Here is a 13,909-nt window from a genome sequence, read left to right as displayed (position 1 = left end):
AGCTACCTGTTCTCAATCATACCTTTAAAACGGCTTTACATACCTTTATTCGCTATAAAACCTATATCACTAATGCCATTGAATTGCCTTATTCTAACGCTAAACTAGAAGCAACAAACAAACTCATCAAAGACATCAAGCGCAATGCTTTTGGCTATCGGAACTTTGAAAACTTTAAACAGCGTATCTATATCGCTTTGAATACCACAAAAGAGAAGACGAACTTCGTCTCCTCTCGTGCTTAGTTATAGGTCACCCACTACAGTTGACATAGAGCCGATGTTTAGAAGAAATTAAAGAATTTCATGATATAGAGATTAAAGCGAACCTGTCTCGAGTAGTAATAATTTCCACCATTTTCATAGAGTTCAGCTCCGTGAAAAATAGAAATAGGGTTGATATAGGTATAGGTCTTTCCAGTGGTATTGCCAAGGATAGGAGCGACCGTTTCTCGGGAGTAACGCTTGGCTAGGGCCAAAGTATTTTCCTTACCATTCTGAGCAATAAAGTCGATATAGGCAGGTCCAAAATTATAGGCTTGAACGGCGGTCCAGACATCTACTCCTTTGCTCTGTGCCAAATAGAGGTTATCGGTTAGAGTCTGAACCCCTTGGCGAATACTAGAAGCATCGTCTTTGATAGTATTGGTAGCGCCACTAGCAGACTCACTAGACTGCATGACATCCCGCTCTTTTCCCTTCGTTTCGGTATAAATCATAGCGAGCACCAACTCTTCATTGGCTGGAGTATCTCTTTCGCTCAAGATTTCTCGAACCATGGGTTGGTAGGTCATGACTTGTTTAACATCCTGATGGATATGATAAGCTTTGTATCCTGCGAAAAGGAAGACTGCTAGCACAAGCACTCTTCTTATAAATTTAAACATTATTTACTTTGAATATCCTCGATATTTTTGATTAAGATAGAATAGGTTCCATTGTCATTTTGGATAAACTCGACCGATTCTGCGTCTTGATAGACGTTATTGGGAACGATGAGCTCGATTCCATTTGACAAGGAGAGTTTTTGGTTTTCAAATTTCTTGAGCTGACGACTGGCATCAATTTCATCGAACTGGACTGGTTCTGGTACAGCTTCCTTGACTTGGTCAATAAAGCTTAAACGAGCTGTCAGATTGTTGTCAAAAAGATCATTAGCCAATTTCTCAGGAGACAACTCATTGTTTTCTTCAAGATTGTTGAAAATCGCTGATTTGACCTTGGATTGAAATTGAAAATCATCTGTGTTAAAAGATTCAGCAATTCTCTGAGCCGTTTTTTCCAGTTCCTTGATGGATTTTTTTGGCGAAATCTTAGGGGCAACGCTTAAGAGATTATCTGAAAAATAGTTCAAAAAAGTCCCATTGTACTTGATGCGTTTTTCGATGAGGTGGTACTTGCGACTCTGTAGATTAACCACCAAGGCCTCGTCAGCTCCCGTTCCAAATCCAGGAAGGTTATTCTGAGTTAGCTTGATTGGATTATCAACTTCTCCACCAAGGTGGGTCAAGGTCTCACGTAGAGCAATTCGCAAGAAAGCGAAATGTTCAACGCCTTCTTTAGAAAACTGAATAAAAACCAAGTCATTGGTCTTGAGATTTTCAGAAATGCTAAACTCCTCTTTCCAGAGATTAGCCAGTGTTACTGATGTCTCCAACAAATCATCTGTGATGTGATTGAAGAAGGGATTTTCTTCTTCGAAAATCCCAGTCTTGGCTTCATCTGAATACACACGTTCGATTTTTTTACGTAGGTATTCCTCGATTTTTGGAGTGATATTGAGAAATTTATCCGCAAGAAACAGCTCGGTATCATCTGGGCTGAACTGATGGATAATAGCTTTCTTAATATAAATGTCCATAAAAGTATTAGTCCTCGTATAGTGGGAAGGCATCTGTCAACGCTTTGACTTCACTTCTCACTTCTTCTAAGACAGCTTCATTTTCTGCATTCTTAAGGGTTTTAATGATGAGTTCAGCCACTTTACGGCTTTCTTCTTCACCAAATCCGCGTGCAGTGATGGCTGCTGCTCCGATACGAATTCCACTTGTCTTGAATGGTGACAAAGTTTCGTAAGGGATTGAATTTTTATTTAGGGTAATATTAACTTCATCCAGCAAGTTTTGAGCCACTTTTCCGTTTTCAACAACCTTAGTAACATCCACTAAGAATAGGTGGTTTTCAGTACCGCCAGAAATGATACGGAAATCAGGGTCTTGCAAGAAGACTTCAACCATAGCCTTGCTGTTTTTGATAACATTGGCAGCATATTCCTTGAAGGCTGGGTCCAAAACTTCTTTGAATGAAACCGCCTTAGCAGCGACAACGTGCTCCAAAGGACCGCCTTGAATACCAGGGAAAATAGCTGAGTTGATTTTCTTAGCTAGGTCCTCATCATTTGTCAGGATCAAGCCACCACGAGGTCCACGAAGAGTTTTGTGGGTCGTTGTTGTAGTGATATGAGCGTATGGTACTGGGCTTGGATGAAGTCCAGCTGCCACCAAACCAGCGATATGGGCCATATCGACCATAAGCTTAGCCCCAACAGCATCTGCGATTTCACGGAATTTTGAGAAGTCGATAATTTGAGAATAGGCTGAAGCACCAGCTACAATTAATTTTGGTTTTACTTCTTGGGCTTGTTTCAAGATAGCATCAAAGTCCAAAAGTTCCGTTTCAGGATCCACACTGTAAGAAACAAAGTTGTAGGTTTGACCAGAGAAGCTAACTGGAGCTCCGTGAGTCAAGTGCCCACCTGCTGCCAAATCCATTCCCATTACAGTGTCACCAGGCTCAATCAAGGCCATGTAAGCCGCACAGTTGGCTTGGCTTCCTGAGTGAGGTTGAACATTGGCGAATTTAGCACCGAAAATTTCTTTTGCACGTTCAATAGCTAGAGTTTCCACCACGTCTACCACATCAGTTCCACCATAATAACGACGTCCTGGGTAACCCTCGGCATATTTGTTTGTCAAGATAGACCCTTGAGCTGCCATAACAGCCTTGGAAACCACGTTTTCCGAAGCAATCAACTCAATGTTGTTTTGTTGGCGTTCTTCTTCTTTGGCAATAGCATTCCATAGATCAGCATCGTATGCTTTAAAATCGTCTTTGTCAAAAATCATAGGTCTTCTCCTTTATAGTGTGACTGGTCCTTTAGTTTAAGAAAATATACTAAAAGATGCGAATAAACCGTTTCTGCACTTTATCACAAGTATAACCAACTTTTTCATAAAATGCATGAGCTCCCAGACGATGATCAGCAGAGTTTAAGCGGATAAACCCATAACCCCGTCTTTTTGCTTCTTGATCCAACCATTGCAGTAAGCTTTTACCGATACCTTGCCCTTGTGCTTGAGGTGAAACCGCTAAGCCTAAGATATTAAATCCTGCTTTGGAATAGAGGGATTCATAAACTTCAGCATGGACATATCCAAGTAAGACATGGCTGACCTCATCCTCATAGCCAAGTAGGAAATGATGAGAATCCTGAGACAGTCTAGCTAGTTGACTAGCTGTGTCCTCTGGACTAAAAGAATAACCCAAAGCCTCTTGGTTAATCTCACATATAGCATTCACATCTGTTTCTTGCAAATCTCTTAGCATCTCATTCCTCCTCAAAAGAAATCTCTGACAACTGAGCAAGAATGTCTTCTCGCTTAATTGCTCCTTGGCGTAAGATTTTCACCTTGTCCCCAGACAAATCCAAAATCGTCGAATCCTGTCCAGTTAGAAAAGCGTCGTCCTCCAGCCCCAAAACCTCTTGGTCAAAATCCTCTAGAATTTGAGCAAAGGTCACTCCACTTGCCTGACCTGAAATATTGGCAGACGGCCCAATCAAAGGACCTGTCTCTCGAATCAAATCAAGTGTAATGGGGTGACTCGGCATCCGAAATCCGACAGTTGCAAGACCAGAGTTGACCCAATAGGGAACTCGGTCATTGGCTTCGAGGATAATGGTCAAGGGACCCGGTAAAAAGGCCTCTACAAGCTTTTGTAGATAAATTGGCTGATTCTTTGAAAAGTGCAAGATGTCCTCTAGAGAAGCGACATTAAGATTGAGCGCCTTTTCTCTAGGACGACGTTTTAGTTGGTAAACATGGTCGACAGCTTTTTCATCTAAGGCCTTAGCAAAGAGACCATAAACTGTCTCGGTAGGTAAAACGACTGCCCCGCCCTTTTCCAACTCTTGTCTAATCCTGTCCATCATCAACTACAACCATCCTATCTTGACCAAATTGGTCCTTGAGTGTTCGTACTCGTTTTTCAGGAAGATGTTTCCTAAAAAGCGCAGGAACACTTTGACCTTGCTTGTATCCAATTTCAAGGTAAATCTTACCACCATCTGCGAGATAGTCTTTTGCATCTTCCGCAATTCTGCGATAAATAGCTAGGCCATCCTCATCTGCAAAGAGAGCTAGATGAGGCTCCGAATGTAAAACATTCAAACCAACCTCTGACTCATCTTTACGAGAGATATAGGGTGGATTGGATACAATTATATCATATTTTTCAGAAATTTCTGCAAAACAATCCGATTTTTTAAAAAATATATTAAGATTTTGATTTCTAGCATTCTCTGATGCAAGCTCTAAGGCGGCTTGGGAAATATCTGCTGCTGTCACTGACCAATCTGGTCTGTTTTTTGCTAATCCAAGGGCTATGGCGCCACTTCCAGTCCCGATATCTAGGATTTTAAGATTTTCCTCAGGATTTTCTGTGAGGATGAGCTCCACCAACTCTTCTGTCTCTGGACGAGGAATCAAAACTCGCTCATCTACTTTTAACTGCACCCCAAAGAAATCTGCCTGTCCGATGATATACTGAGCTGGTTTGTGAGCCGCTAACTGCTGGTAAATTTCTTCTACAAATTGTGTTTCTTCCTCTGTTACCTCTTGCTGGAGGGCAAAGGCAAAGTCTGTAAAAGAGAGATTTTTTAAGCTACGATAGACAAAAGAGAGGCTTTCTGATTCCTCTCCTTGTCTTATCAACTCTTCTTCAAAATCGGAAAATAATTGAGCTAATTTCATTATTTGTTTAATTCTTCTAATTTTTGTGTTTGGTCATAGAGCACCAAGGCATCTACAACTTCATCCAATTTTCCAGACAAAATCGTATCTAGTTTTTGGAGGGTCAAGCCGATACGGTGGTCTGTGACACGGTTTTGAGGGAAATTATAAGTACGGATCCGTTCTGAACGGTCACCAGTACCAATAGTAGACTTACGCTCGGCGTCTTGTTCATCTTGAGCAATCTGAGCAAAATGGTCAGCAACGCGCGCACGGATGATTTTCATGGCCTTATCACGGTTTTTCTGCTGGGTACGTTCTTCCTGCATCTCAACCTTGATATTAGTTGGCAAGTGAACGATACGCACGGCAGTCGCAACCTTATTGACGTTCTGTCCACCAGCACCTGATGCGTGGTAGATATCAACACGAAGGTCTTTTGGATCAATATCGTATTCTACTTCTTCCACTTCAGGCATGACAAGCACTGTGGCTGTCGAAGTATGTACACGCCCTTGGCTCTCTGTCACAGGGACACGTTGAACACGGTGGGCACCTGATTCGTACTTGAGTTTAGAGTATACAGACTGACCAGAAACCATAGCAACCACTTCTTTGAAACCACCGACACCGTTCATAGAAGCTTCCATGACTTCAAAACGCCAGCCTTGTGCTTCCGCATACTTTTGGTACATAGTTAGAAGGTCTCCGGCGAAAAGTGCCGCTTCGTCACCACCAGCCGCTCCACGGATTTCAAGGATGATGTTCTTGTCGTCATTAGGATCTTTTGGAAGGAGCAAAATTTTCAATTTTTCTTCATACTCTTCTTTTTCAGCCTTGGCATCTTTGAGCTCTTGCTTGGCCATTTCTTCCAAGTCCGCATCTCCACCTGATTCCTTAATCATTTCTTCAGCATCGACGATGTTTTGAAGGACTTGTTTGTACTCACGGTAGGCTGTTACTGTGTCACGAGTTGAAGCCTCTTCTTTTGAAAGCTCCATGAAACGTTTGGTGTCTGAAACAACATCAGGGTCACTCAGCAATTCTCCTAATTCTTCATATCGGTCTTCTACAGCTTGTAGTTGATCATAGATGTTCATTTTTCTTCATTCTCCTTATTGATTTCAGGGGCAAAATAATGTTTACGGCAGACTGAGATATAGGTTTCATTTCCACCGATCTGAATTTGTTCTCCATCATAGACTGGTACACCATCGTGCGTGCGCAACACCATGGTCGCCTTTTTCTTACAATACTGACAGATGGTCTTGATTTCGTCAATCTTGTCTGCTAAGAGCAAGAGGTATTTTGAACCTTCGAACAATTCATTGCGAAAGTCATTCTTCAAACCAAAAGCCATGACGGGTATGTCTAGCTCATCAACAACACGAGCCAGGTCGTAAACATGGTGACGCTTGAGAAACTGAGCTTCATCGACCAACACACAGTAAGGTTTTTCAGCTAAATCTCGGATATAGCCAAAGATATCCGTCGTCTCCTCAATCGCAAGGGCTGGGCGTTTCATACCGATTCGACTCGACACATAGCCAACACCGTCACGCGTATCCAGAGCCGAGGTCATAATGACAACACCTTTTCCTTGCTCCTCATAGTTATAGGCCACCTTGAGAATCTCAATGGTCTTACCTGAGTTCATGGTCCCATAACGATAATACAACTGTGCCATGCTTCTTGCTTCACGTCCATTTCTAATTTTTTGCTACATTCTAGTATATCATAATTTTCTTAAGCTTTAAACGGCAAAATGTGGTAAAATAGAAGAAATCAAAAACTAGTGGAGGAAGCTATTATGCCATTTGTACGCATCGATTTATTTGAAGGACGCACGCTCGAGCAAAAGAAAGCTCTTGCTAAGGAAGTAACGGAAGCTGTTGTCCGCAACACTGGAGCACCTCAATCTGCTGTCCATGTCATCATCAACGACATGCCAGAAGGAACTTATTTCCCACAAGGGGAAATGCGCACCAAATAAGCTAGCTTAAGCAGAATTGCTTAGGCTTTTTCAATCTCCAAGTAGCATCCATTGAAGAAATAATCTAAATTTGTTACAATTTGAAAAGAGACTTGGAATATTCTAGGAAAAGAGCAATTAATTAAAGGAAACATTATGATTACACGTGAATTTGATACCATCGCTGCTATCTCTACTCCACTAGGCGAAGGAGCTATCGGTATTGTCCGCCTGAGCGGAACAGAAAGTTTTGCTATTGCGCAAAAGATTTTTAAAGGAAAAGACTTGAGTCAGGTTGCTAGCCATACCCTCAACTACGGACACATCGTTGACCCTCAGACAGGGGAGGTCATGGATGAGGTTATGGTTGGGGCTATGAAGTCTCCAAAAACCTTCACTCGTGAGGATATTATTGAGATTAACACCCACGGTGGGATTGCGGTGACCAATGAGATTCTCCAGTTAGCTATCCGTGAAGGAGCTCGATTGGCTGAACCTGGTGAATTTACCAAGCGCGCCTTTCTAAACGGTCGTGTAGATTTGACACAGGCTGAGGCGGTGATGGACATCATCCGCGCCAAGACAGACAAGGCTATGAATATTGCAGTCAAACAATTGGACGGTTCTCTTTCTGATCTTATCAATAATACTCGCCAAGAAATCCTCAATACGCTTGCCCAAGTAGAGGTCAATATCGACTATCCTGAGTATGATGATGTTGAGGAAGCTACTACTACTGTTGTCCGAGAGAAGACTATGGAGTTTGAACAATTGCTAACCAATCTCCTTAGAACAGCTCGTCGCGGTAAGATCCTTCGCGAAGGAATTTCAACAGCTATCATTGGCCGTCCCAACGTTGGGAAATCCAGTCTTCTCAACAATCTCCTGCGTGAAGATAAGGCCATCGTAACAGACATCGCTGGTACGACACGAGATGTTATCGAAGAATACGTCAACATTAACGGGGTTCCTCTCAAATTGATTGATACAGCTGGTATTCGAGAAACAGATGATATCGTGGAGCAGATCGGTGTTGAGCGTTCGAGAAAAGCCCTCAAGGAAGCTGACTTGGTACTGCTAGTATTAAATGCCAGTGAACCACTGACCGCCCAAGAACGCCAACTCTTAGAAATCAGCCAAGATACTAATCGCATTATTCTGCTTAACAAAACTGACCTGCCAGAAGCGATTGAAACTTCTGAACTACCAGAAGATATCATCCGTATTTCAGTTCTTAAAAATCAAAACATTGATAAGATTGAAGAACGCATTAACAACCTCTTCTTTGAAAATGCTGGTTTGGTTGAGCAAGATGCTACTTACTTGTCTAACGCTCGTCATATTTCCTTGATTGAAAAGGCCGTTGAAAGCTTACAAGCTGTTAATGAAGGTCTTGAACTGGGGATGCCAGTTGATTTGCTACAGGTTGACTTGACTCGTACTTGGGAAATCCTCGGAGAAATCACAGGTGATGCCGCACCTGATGAACTCATTACCCAACTCTTTAGCCAATTCTGTTTAGGAAAATAAGAAAAATCCATGATCGTTCATTCGGTCATGGATTTTATTGTCTTTATTAGTAATCTGGTCTAAGGACACCTGTTACGGTTGCCTTAGTTGCTTCGTAGTCACCATCTACGACAACCTTGATGATGCGTTTAGCATCTTCTTCTGGTGCTGGAACTAGAGGTAATCGAGTTGGTCCAGCTTCAAATCCCATATAGTTCAAAACAGCCTTAACCGGAGCAGGACTTGGATAAGAGAAGAGGGCGTTGACCTTAGGAATGAATTTACGTTGAATAGCTGCCGCTTTCTTCATATCGCTTTCTGCAATGGCAGTGAGCATCTCGTGCATCTCATCTCCATTTGTATGGGAGGCAACAGAAATAACCCCATCCGCACCAAGGTTCATGGCATGGAAGGCATCTCCATCTTCACCTGTATAAATCAAGAATTCTTCTGGCTTGTGTTCAATCAAGTAAGCCATATTAGCCAAGCTGGTACATTCTTTGACACCAATGATATTTGGATGGTCAGCCAAACGAAGCATGGTTTCTGGAGTCAATTCGACAACTACACGCCCTGGAATGTTATAGATGATAATAGGTAAGTCAGAAGCATCTGCAATCGCTTTAAAGTGCTGATACATGCCTTCTTGTGAAGGTTTGTTGTAGTAAGGTACGATTGCAAGCCCAGCAGCGAAACCGCCAAAGTCTGCGACTTCTTTGACAAACTCGATTGAGTCACGCGTATCATTGGTACCTACACCCGCAATCAAAGGAACGCGTCCATTAACAATCTTTTGTACAGCCGCAAAAAGTTCCAACTCCTCATCGTGGGTCAAGGTTGGACTCTCAGCAGTCGTTCCAGCTAGAAGAATGCCATCTGTATGATGGGCCAATAAATGCTCGATCAAGGCTGGAATAGCATCAAAGTTGATGGAACCATCCTCATGGAAAGGGGTAATAAAAGCCGTGATGATTTTACACTCTTTTAAATCTTGATAAGACATGAGAAACACCTCTCTATTTCAAAGAAGGAGTTCATCTGAACTCCTAAACGATATGACTATTTTAATTAAAATTTCAACTCAGTTGTTGGACGAACCAATCCACGTTCGTGAAGTGTTTCTGCGATCTGAACTGAGTTCCAAGCAGCACCTTTGAGAAGGTTATCTGAAACAACCCACATGTGGATTCCTTTTTCAGCATCCAAGTCTTTACGGATACGACCAACAAAGGTATCACGTGAACCAACAGCATTGATAGCTTGAGGATAGATTTGATGCGCTACATCATCTTCAAGAACTGCACCTGGGAAGGCTGCGATAGCTGCTTTCACTTCTTCGATTGGAGCCACTTCTTTTGTTTCGATATAAACTGACTCAGAGTGAGCTGACAAGACTGGAATACGAACACATGTTGCAGACACTGCAATGCTATCATCTTCCATGATTTTCTTCGTTTCCTTGGTCATCTTCATCTCTTCGTATGTGTAATCATTGTCCGTGAAGACATCGATTTGTGGAAGAGCGTTAAAGGCGATAGGGTAGTGTTTCTTATCACCACCTGAAGGCAAGATTTCTGCATGTAAATCACGTGGTTTAACACCATCGTTCAACACTTCACGAAGTTCACGTTGTGTTTCAAGAATCGCTCCCATACCTGCACCAGAGACTGCTTGGTAAGTTGAAACGATGATACGGTCCAAGCCCCATTTTTGACGAACCGGTTCAAGAGCCACCATCATTTGGATTGTTGAACAGTTAGGGCAAGCAATAATCCCGTTGTGGGCATCAAGTGCGTGAGCATTGACCTCTGGGACAACCAATGGTACGTCTGGATTTTGGCGGAAATAAGATGTATTATCTACTACTACCGCTCCAGCTTGAACTGCGTATGGTGCATACTTAGCTGATGTCGAACCACCTGCTGAGAAGAGTGCAATATCAACACCCTCAAAAGCTGTCTCAGTCGTTTCTTCAATCGTAATATCTTGGTCCTTAAATTTCAAAGTCTTGCCTGCTGAACGTGCAGAAGCAAGGTAACGAATTTTATCGATTGGAAGTGTTGATTCTTCCAACATTTTTATCATCTGAGCTCCGACAGCACCTGTCGCGCCGACTACAGCAACTGTATATCCCATAAATAACCTCTTTCGGAATTTTCTAAAAATTTCTATAATAGATGTATTATACTACTTTTTCCAGAAATTGAAAAGCATTTTTGGGTTATATTTTCTGAAAATTAAAAATCCCTAGTCATTGACCAGGGACTAAGAGGCATCTTCATGTGATGAGCAGGTTCACACAACTCATCAAGGTCCGCTCCTGCGTTATGACCTCCTTATGCTCAATAGTAGTCCGAAGACTACCTATCGACTCATCGCATCTACTATTCTACTAGATAGAGTCACTTTTGTCAACAGCCAAAACTCTTTGCTTCATTTATACAGGTGCATAAGAAATATCTTTGAAAAATTTGGGGCAGACACAACAAAAACCCTTGTAATTAAGGGTTTTTCTATCTATTTAATGCTAATTGCCGGGATTGAACCGGCGACCTCATCCTTACCATGGATGCGCTCTGCCAACTGAGCTAAATCAGCTTACCTAAAAAGTATACTATAGTTCTATATTCTTGTCAAGCGCTCTCTTTTAATTTATGGAATGAAAAAAGCTAGACTTATCAAGAATCTAGCTTATAAACTTCTTATTTTGTTAGATCGATTCGCTGTCCCAGTTCACCAATCAAAATCGCACCTACGATAAGTGATGCAAACTCACCAATTCCAGTAGAGAACCATGTGAAGAAGAACGGTGCTTCTGCAACGATATGAAGTTCAGCTGCAATGGTAATCATTGAAATGGAGAAGAGGATTGAAAAGAAGAAATGATCTTTTCGAATCAAACCATTGAACAAATAGTCTTTCTTATACTTGCTAAAGAGCCAAACACCTAGACTAAGGAAAACTAGAGTAGATCCCCCGCCGACAAAGACATCAATTAGGCCAAAACTACTAAATAAATTAGCAATCATACAACCAATTGTCACACCAAAAATGTATTTAGGGTTGTAAAATGCCAAGAAATTCAGCATTTCTGAAATACGGAACTGATACACCCCAAAACTAAGAACATTGATTGGTGGCGTAATAGTCAAAACCACATAAATAGCAGCAACAATAGCAATATCTGCCATGTCACGAACAGTTAATTTTTTCATGTTTTCTCCTTTAGCGGTTTCCCGCGTAAAATATGCTTGGTGAAAGAAGCTAAGCACCAAGGGTTGAAGTTATCAACCTTACTAGTGTATAGCACATTAGCCAGTTTTATGCTATACTAAAATCATGAAAAAACTAATAAAAGCTTTCTTTGATAACGAAATCCTCTCCTACCTATTTTTTGGTGGTGCTACTACTCTGGTTTCTATTGTATCACGTTTGGTTATTTACCATATCAGCCACCAGGAAATCCTCGCAACTGCCCTCGCAAATATTATCGGGATTCTCTTTGCCTTTCTCACAAATGATACAATCGTCTTTAAACAACATAGAAGGAATTGGCCAACCCGCCTGGCTAAGTTTTTCTTAGCTCGTCTTTCTACTCTTGGTCTTGACGTTCTTTTAACTTATATCTTTGTTACAACTTTTCCTGATATTATTGGCCAGTTTCTCGAATTTAATATAGATAGGGTTAATACGATTGAAACTATCCTAGCACAAATTTTGATCATCATTTTAAACTATATTTTCAGTAAAATCTATATTTTTAAAGGGAGCAACTGACCACTTTGAGCGTTCAAGTTGCTTTTTGTCACAATTTAGGATATAATAAATTAGAAAATTAGGAAAGGAATTTATGAAAATGTTAAAGGATCTTAAAGAATTCTTGCTTCGTGGTAATGTCGTTGACCTCGCTGTCGGTGTGATCATTGCCTCTGCATTTGGTGCTATCGTTACTTCATTTGTTAACGATATCATCACTCCACTTCTATTGAACCCAGCTTTGGAAGCTGCGAAAGTACAAAACATCGCTGAGCTTGCATGGAATGGTGTTACATATGGTAAATTCTTGAGTGCTATTATCAACTTTCTCGTTGTAGGTACTGTGCTTTTCTTCGTTATTAAAGCTATGGAAAAAGCGCAAAACCTTCGCAAGAAAGAGGAAGTGGTTGAGGAAGCACCTGCTGCTCCAACTGAACTTGAAGTTCTTCAAGAAATCAAAGCTCTTCTTGAGAAAAAATAAAACAGATAAAGGATTTAGCTTAAAGCTAAATCCTTTTTTTTCTTTACTCTTTTGGTAACTTCCCAGCTTTTTCGAGTATTTTCTTAATTAAGTAAGGCATCTTGACATTTTCACGGCCTTTTTTCTCAATGAGCTTTTTGACAAATTCTGGCATCTGAAGGTCGTCTGTCTCCTCCATGATGTCCTTTGTAGTTGCCGAAGGTGCTAACTCATCAAAGGTTTCTTCTTCTGGGAGAAAAGCTTTGAATTCTTTGTCTTCATTGGCTCGTACAGTAGTAACTAAAGCGTCAATTAAACGGCTATCCGTATTAGGCATAGGTGGACGATGGTAGGTGACACCTATTTCTTGACACAACTCATAACATTCCACATCATTATCGAACAAGACTTCAATGTGCTCACTGATAAAACTAATCGGGACAAAAATATAATGCTCTGGATGTTGCTTTTGTTCTCGTAAATATTCTAAGACATCTGGCTTGATCCAAGGGATTCCAATATCGCTTTCGCTCTGCCAAGTATTGGTATACTGGTCGGCTGTTAGGCCGAGTTGTTCAGCAATGAGCTTACTATTATCAAAAATCTGATCGATATAAGGATCTCCATAGTCCAAGGCAAAAATGGGAACACTGTGTGCTGAAAAGATTACCTTGAAAGACTCTTCTCCCACATGGTTTCGTAAAATTTTTCTAATCTCATCTGTCCAGAAGTCTAGCAAAGGCTGTTGTTGATACCAGTCCTTAATAATTAAAAATCGGATCTGCTGGCTTTCCAAAAACTTTTCATAGCCCATGACTGAGTAAAAGGAATAATGAGGTTCCAAAATCAAACAAATACATTCTTCAATACCATCAGACTCCATCTGCTTGATCACGTCTGGGATAAAGGGGCGAGAAAACTTATTGGCAAAGTAGACACCGTACTCCTCCCCTATACGTTCTCTTACTAAAGCAACTTCTTCCCTTGTAATCCGCTGCAAAGGTGTCCCACCGATAAGGACGTAGTTGTCATAGAGGGTCTGAATCTCGTGGTCTTGGGGTCTAACACCACGACGAATGTTTGTAAAAAATTCTGCTACTCCTTCAAAACTAATCTCTTCCGGAGATCCAAAGGTCATCATCAATATAGCTTTTTTCATGTTATCATCCTTATGATATTATTTTCACTATCCATTCTATCATGA

At 41.2% G+C, this 13,909-nt stretch carries 17 protein-coding genes, 1 tRNA gene and 1 riboswitch; of the genes, 5 read left to right on the top strand and 13 right to left on the bottom strand.

Translation table 11 applies throughout. The annotated features are described in order from the left end of the window. Window positions 1-245: transposase (locus Q4A91_RS06340; protein WP_303211342.1), on the top strand; the 245-nt coding region annotated here is incomplete at its 5' end. A gap of 38 nt (window positions 246-283) precedes the next feature. Here the strand turns inward: Q4A91_RS06340 and Q4A91_RS06335 are convergent. From Q4A91_RS06335 to Q4A91_RS06300, 8 genes are read right to left on the bottom strand one after another with little or no spacing between them, the layout of a single operon-like run. After that, window positions 284-886 (bottom strand): lysozyme family protein, encoded by a 603-nt coding sequence (locus Q4A91_RS06335; protein ID WP_004240129.1) that lies wholly within the window; start codon window positions 884-886, stop codon window positions 284-286. Continuing rightward, on the bottom strand, window positions 886-1,860 hold the full coding sequence (locus tag Q4A91_RS06330; RefSeq protein WP_303211340.1) for a nucleoid-associated protein: 975 nt from the start codon (window positions 1,858-1,860) through the stop codon (window positions 886-888). The genes Q4A91_RS06335 and Q4A91_RS06330 overlap by 1 nt, the downstream gene beginning before the upstream one ends. Before the next feature lie 7 nt (window positions 1,861-1,867). Further along, complete coding sequence (gene glyA, locus Q4A91_RS06325) at window positions 1,868-3,124, bottom strand: serine hydroxymethyltransferase (RefSeq protein ID WP_033629805.1); 1,257 nt, start codon at window positions 3,122-3,124, stop codon at window positions 1,868-1,870. Between the two features lie 49 nt (window positions 3,125-3,173). Beyond that, on the bottom strand, window positions 3,174-3,605 hold the full coding sequence (locus tag Q4A91_RS06320) for a GNAT family N-acetyltransferase (protein ID WP_303211339.1): 432 nt from the start codon (window positions 3,603-3,605) through the stop codon (window positions 3,174-3,176). 1 nt (window position 3,606) lies between these two features. After that, entirely contained in the window at window positions 3,607-4,209 is a 603-nt protein-coding gene (locus tag Q4A91_RS06315; protein ID WP_303211337.1) for an L-threonylcarbamoyladenylate synthase, read from the bottom strand. Then, the gene (gene prmC / locus Q4A91_RS06310) at window positions 4,193-5,029 is read right to left on the bottom strand and encodes a peptide chain release factor N(5)-glutamine methyltransferase (RefSeq protein ID WP_303211335.1); all 837 of its coding nucleotides are present in this window, start codon (window positions 5,027-5,029) and stop codon (window positions 4,193-4,195) included. Before prmC ends, Q4A91_RS06315 begins: the two co-directional genes overlap by 17 nt. Beyond that, window positions 5,029-6,108 carry a peptide chain release factor 1 gene (gene prfA / locus Q4A91_RS06305; protein WP_261275797.1) on the bottom strand — a complete coding sequence of 360 codons (1,080 nt, stop codon included), beginning with the start codon at window positions 6,106-6,108 and terminating at the stop codon, window positions 5,029-5,031. The genes prmC and prfA overlap by 1 nt, the downstream gene beginning before the upstream one ends. Beyond that, window positions 6,105-6,695, bottom strand: coding sequence for a thymidine kinase (locus Q4A91_RS06300; protein ID WP_303211333.1), 591 nt, complete (start codon window positions 6,693-6,695; stop codon window positions 6,105-6,107). Before Q4A91_RS06300 ends, prfA begins: the two co-directional genes overlap by 4 nt. Before the next feature lie 123 nt (window positions 6,696-6,818). Here Q4A91_RS06300 and Q4A91_RS06295 point away from each other — a divergent pair, with 123 nt between their 5' ends. Together Q4A91_RS06295 and mnmE are read left to right on the top strand one after the other, a co-directional pair. After that, entirely contained in the window at window positions 6,819-7,001 is a 183-nt protein-coding gene (locus Q4A91_RS06295) for a 4-oxalocrotonate tautomerase (RefSeq protein ID WP_001117401.1), read from the top strand. A gap of 135 nt (window positions 7,002-7,136) precedes the next feature. Continuing rightward, entirely contained in the window at window positions 7,137-8,510 is a 1,374-nt protein-coding gene (mnmE, locus tag Q4A91_RS06290; protein ID WP_303210793.1) for a tRNA uridine-5-carboxymethylaminomethyl(34) synthesis GTPase MnmE, read from the top strand. A gap of 46 nt (window positions 8,511-8,556) precedes the next feature. On the opposite strand, the gene dapA is transcribed toward mnmE, so the two are convergent. The 4 genes from dapA to Q4A91_RS06270 form a co-directional block, all read right to left on the bottom strand. Then, on the bottom strand, window positions 8,557-9,492 hold the full coding sequence (dapA, locus tag Q4A91_RS06285; protein WP_000121601.1) for a 4-hydroxy-tetrahydrodipicolinate synthase: 936 nt from the start codon (window positions 9,490-9,492) through the stop codon (window positions 8,557-8,559). 65 nt (window positions 9,493-9,557) lie between these two features. Beyond that, the gene (locus tag Q4A91_RS06280; RefSeq protein WP_303210790.1) at window positions 9,558-10,625 is read right to left on the bottom strand and encodes an aspartate-semialdehyde dehydrogenase; all 1,068 of its coding nucleotides are present in this window, start codon (window positions 10,623-10,625) and stop codon (window positions 9,558-9,560) included. Between the two features lie 389 nt (window positions 10,626-11,014). Beyond that, window positions 11,015-11,087 (bottom strand) — tRNA-Thr (locus Q4A91_RS06275). A gap of 104 nt (window positions 11,088-11,191) precedes the next feature. Next, a complete protein-coding gene (locus Q4A91_RS06270; RefSeq protein WP_303210788.1) occupies window positions 11,192-11,704 on the bottom strand; it encodes a QueT transporter family protein in 513 nt (170 codons plus the stop codon). Next, a riboswitch (PreQ1 riboswitch) is annotated at window positions 11,702-11,798 on the bottom strand. Its footprint overlaps the gene before it by 3 nt. 30 nt (window positions 11,799-11,828) lie before the next feature. On the opposite strand from Q4A91_RS06270, the gene Q4A91_RS06265 reads away from it, so the two are divergent. Continuing rightward, window positions 11,829-12,266, top strand: a complete 438-nt coding sequence (locus tag Q4A91_RS06265; protein ID WP_303210786.1) for a GtrA family protein — start codon at window positions 11,829-11,831, stop codon at window positions 12,264-12,266. A gap of 79 nt (window positions 12,267-12,345) precedes the next feature. Next, a complete protein-coding gene (gene mscL, locus Q4A91_RS06260) occupies window positions 12,346-12,726 on the top strand; it encodes a large conductance mechanosensitive channel protein MscL (protein ID WP_000910206.1) in 381 nt (126 codons plus the stop codon). A gap of 43 nt (window positions 12,727-12,769) precedes the next feature. Here mscL and hemH read toward each other — a convergent pair whose 3' ends face one another. Further along, window positions 12,770-13,864 (bottom strand): ferrochelatase, encoded by a 1,095-nt coding sequence (hemH, locus tag Q4A91_RS06255; protein WP_303210785.1) that lies wholly within the window; start codon window positions 13,862-13,864, stop codon window positions 12,770-12,772. Between the last annotated feature and the right edge of the window lie 45 nt (window positions 13,865-13,909).

The organism is Streptococcus sp. (genome assembly GCF_030528045.1).
GTDB lineage: Bacteria > Bacillota > Bacilli > Lactobacillales > Streptococcaceae > Streptococcus.
Note: the sequence above shows the minus strand (reverse complement) of the source record. Positions and strands in the feature narration are given on the sequence as shown.

What these genes read in the sequence shown, in the direction of transcription:
- Q4A91_RS06335 (WP_004240129.1), bottom strand. Translation starts at nt 886, where the DNA reads ATGTTTAAATTTATAAGAAGAGTGCTTGTGCTAGCAGTCTTCCTTTTC.
- Q4A91_RS06330 (WP_303211340.1), bottom strand. Translation starts at nt 1,860, where the DNA reads ATGGACATTTATATTAAGAAAGCTATTATCCATCAGTTCAGCCCAGAT.
- glyA (WP_033629805.1), bottom strand. Translation starts at nt 3,124, where the DNA reads ATGATTTTTGACAAAGACGATTTTAAAGCATACGATGCTGATCTATGG.
- Q4A91_RS06320 (WP_303211339.1), bottom strand. Translation starts at nt 3,605, where the DNA reads ATGCTAAGAGATTTGCAAGAAACAGATGTGAATGCTATATGTGAGATT.
- Q4A91_RS06315 (WP_303211337.1), bottom strand. Translation starts at nt 4,209, where the DNA reads ATGATGGACAGGATTAGACAAGAGTTGGAAAAGGGCGGGGCAGTCGTT.
- prmC (WP_303211335.1), bottom strand. Translation starts at nt 5,029, where the DNA reads ATGAAATTAGCTCAATTATTTTCCGATTTTGAAGAAGAGTTGATAAGA.
- prfA (WP_261275797.1), bottom strand. Translation starts at nt 6,108, where the DNA reads ATGAACATCTATGATCAACTACAAGCTGTAGAAGACCGATATGAAGAA.
- Q4A91_RS06300 (WP_303211333.1), bottom strand. Translation starts at nt 6,695, where the DNA reads ATGGCACAGTTGTATTATCGTTATGGGACCATGAACTCAGGTAAGACC.
- Q4A91_RS06295 (WP_001117401.1), top strand. Translation starts at nt 6,819, where the DNA reads ATGCCATTTGTACGCATCGATTTATTTGAAGGACGCACGCTCGAGCAA.
- mnmE (WP_303210793.1), top strand. Translation starts at nt 7,137, where the DNA reads ATGATTACACGTGAATTTGATACCATCGCTGCTATCTCTACTCCACTA.
- dapA (WP_000121601.1), bottom strand. Translation starts at nt 9,492, where the DNA reads ATGTCTTATCAAGATTTAAAAGAGTGTAAAATCATCACGGCTTTTATT.
- Q4A91_RS06280 (WP_303210790.1), bottom strand. Translation starts at nt 10,625, where the DNA reads ATGGGATATACAGTTGCTGTAGTCGGCGCGACAGGTGCTGTCGGAGCT.
- Q4A91_RS06270 (WP_303210788.1), bottom strand. Translation starts at nt 11,704, where the DNA reads ATGAAAAAATTAACTGTTCGTGACATGGCAGATATTGCTATTGTTGCT.
- Q4A91_RS06265 (WP_303210786.1), top strand. Translation starts at nt 11,829, where the DNA reads ATGAAAAAACTAATAAAAGCTTTCTTTGATAACGAAATCCTCTCCTAC.
- mscL (WP_000910206.1), top strand. Translation starts at nt 12,346, where the DNA reads ATGTTAAAGGATCTTAAAGAATTCTTGCTTCGTGGTAATGTCGTTGAC.
- hemH (WP_303210785.1), bottom strand. Translation starts at nt 13,864, where the DNA reads ATGAAAAAAGCTATATTGATGATGACCTTTGGATCTCCGGAAGAGATT.